Origin of the sequence: Tautonia sociabilis, from assembly GCF_003977685.1 — a bacterium.
Taxonomy (GTDB): Bacteria; Planctomycetota; Planctomycetia; order Isosphaerales; family Isosphaeraceae; genus Tautonia; species Tautonia sociabilis.
This window is the reverse complement of record NZ_RYZH01000112.1, coordinates 1-2,576: the sequence shown is the minus strand read 5'-3', so window position 1 is coordinate 2,576 and position 2,576 is coordinate 1. Positions and strand designations below refer to the sequence as shown.

Below are 2,576 nucleotides of genomic sequence, written 5' to 3'. Positions count from 1 at the left end.
GGCGGGAGGAGACGGGGACGGGGGCTCGGGGGCGGTCGGGGTGCTCGGGATGAGGTCGGCGGCCGTGCCGGCCCGGCGCTTGAGGAAGACCAGGAGCGTCGAGAGGTCGGAGGGGTTCAGGCCGCTGATCCGTCCGGCCTGCCCGATCGAGCGGGGGCGGATCCGGTTGAGCTTCTCCCGGGCCTCGACGCGGAGCTGGGGGATGGCGTCGTAGTCGAAGTCGGGGGGAATGGCCTTATCCTCCAGGCGGCGGACCTTTTCGATCTCCATCGCTTGGCGGGCGATGTAGCCGCCGTACTTGGCCTCGATGGTCGCCTGCTCCGCGGCGCCGGTCCCGTCGCTGGCGAACGCGGCGAGGGGGGGATGCAGGGCCTGAAGGTCGGCCCACGACGTCTCGGGACGCTTGAGGATCTGTTCGAGCGGCTGGCCCTCGATCCTCACGGCACGCAGCAGGGCGCGAAGCTCGGCGATCCGGTCTCGGCGACGAACGAACCGGGCCCAGCGATCGTCGTCGACCAGCCCGAGCCGCCGACCAAGCTCGGTCAGGCGGAGGTCGGCGTTGTCGTGGCGGAGCAGGAGGCGGTATTCCGCTCGGCTGGTAAACATGCGGTACGGCTCGTCCACCCCCTTCGTCACGAGGTCGTCGATGAGCACCCCGATGTAGGACGAGGTGCGGTCGAGGACGATCGGCTCGGCTCCGGTGCTGGTCAGCGCGGCGTTGATGCCGGCGACGATCCCCTGCGCGGCGGCCTCCTCGTACCCGGTTGTGCCGTTGATTTGGCCGGCAAGGAACAGGCCGGGAACGGTCTTGGTTTCCAGGGTCGGGAGGAGCTGGGTCGGCGGGGCGAAGTCGTACTCGACGGCGTAGCCGAAGCGCATGATCTCGGCGCGCTCCAGGCCGGGGATCAGGGGGATGATCCGCTCCTGCACGTCTCGGGGGAGGCTGGTGGAGATGCCGTTGCAATAATACTCGAGCGTCTGGCGGCCTTCGGGCTCGAGGAAGATCTGGTGCTGGTCTCGGTCGGCGAAGCGGACGACCTTGTCCTCGATGGAGGGGCAATAGCGGGGGCCGGTGCTCTGAATCTGCCCGCAATACATCGGGGCGCGGTGGAGGTTGGCCCGGATCAGGTCGTGGACCTTGGGGTTGGTGTAGGTCAGGTGACAGTCGAGCTGCGGTTGTTCCAGGCGGTCCGTCAGGAAGGAGAAGGGGACGGGGTCGGGGTCGCCGGGCTGGGGTTCGAGGCCGTCGAAGTCGATCGTCCGGCCATTGAGGCGGGGGGGGGTGCCGGTCTTGAAGCGTCGGAGCTCGAAGCCGAGGGCCTTGAGGCTGCCCGAGAGCCCCTCGGCCGAGACGTCGCCGGCCCGGCCGCCGGGGGTCCGCTGCTCGCCGGTGTGCATCAACGCCCGGAGAAACGTCCCGGTGGTGAGGACCACCGCCCGGCCCCGGTAGACCACTCCGCCTCGAACCCGGACCCCAACGGCTCGTCCCCGATCGACCTCGACGGCCTCGACCAGCTCCTGGCGGAGGGTCAGACGCTCCTGACGCTCGACGGCGAGCTTGGCGAGGATTTGATACGCCTTCTTGTCGCACTGGGCTCGGGGGCTGTGCATCGCTGGCCCCTTGCCTCGGTTGAGCAGGCGGAACTGGAGGCCGGCCGAGTCGGTCAGCAGGCCCATCGCGCCGCCGAGGGCGTCGACCTCCCGGGCGATCTGCCCCTTCGCGACGCCTCCGATGGCCGGGTTGCAGCTCATCTGGCCGACGCCGTCGGCATTGAGCGTCAGCAGGGCCGTGCGCCGACCCATCCGGCTCGCCGCGAGCGCGGCCTCCAGGCCGGCGTGACCGGCGCCGATGACGACGACATCAAAGGAGCAGGGGTCGGTGCGGTCGGTGCGGGGAATCATGCTCGCCAGCTCGTCGGTGCGCGAAGGGGCCGGCCGAGCCGCCTGAGGCCGGCGGCGTTCGAGCGAGGAGGCTTGTGATCGGCCCGGGCTTTCTGTCCCTCGCCATTGTACCGCTGGCCCCGCCGTAGGACGAACCCGGGAGAGCGGAGCTCCCGGAGGCCGACGCTCGGCGCCAAGCCCGGCGAGACGCAGAGGGGACGCCGACTGGTGCGCTCCGGTGCGCTCCAGTGGGAGCGTCGGAAACGCTTGTTTCACAAGAGGTTCCGTGATTTCCGTTGGCTTCGTTCCGCGCAACGCACACGTCCCCGGAAGCGACTGGAGGTCTCCTCGCGGTCGCGATCGAGGAGAAGCAAGGCCGCTCGGGGAGAGCCGGGCGAGGGCCCCGACCGCGGACGGCCGATTCGGGATGGGCGCCCCGATCGGTGCGCTGAGGCACGTTGTCGGAATGTGTTTGTAGTCAATGGGTTGTGTGACGAATTGAAACTATGAGAGGGGAGGTCGAGCCGACGGGGCCCGGGGCCCCGAGCCGGTGGAAGACTGGAGGTGCAGAACCGAACTCCTGCCCCACCGAACCGGAGGACTCCCGTGCACCACGTCGGCATCGACCTCCACAAGAAGACCATCGTCCTGTGCGTCCTCGACGATCAGCTCAAGGTCGTCGCCCGACGCAGCTT

The 2,576-nt window shown here is 69.4% G+C and carries 1 protein-coding gene; it reads right to left on the bottom strand.

Annotated elements, in window-relative coordinates; genetic code table 11:
* On the bottom strand, positions 1-1,902 hold a 1,902-nt coding region (mnmG, locus tag TsocGM_RS25525), incomplete at its 3' end, for a tRNA uridine-5-carboxymethylaminomethyl(34) synthesis enzyme MnmG (RefSeq protein WP_126728280.1).
* Positions 1,903-2,576: the final 674 nt, after the last annotated feature.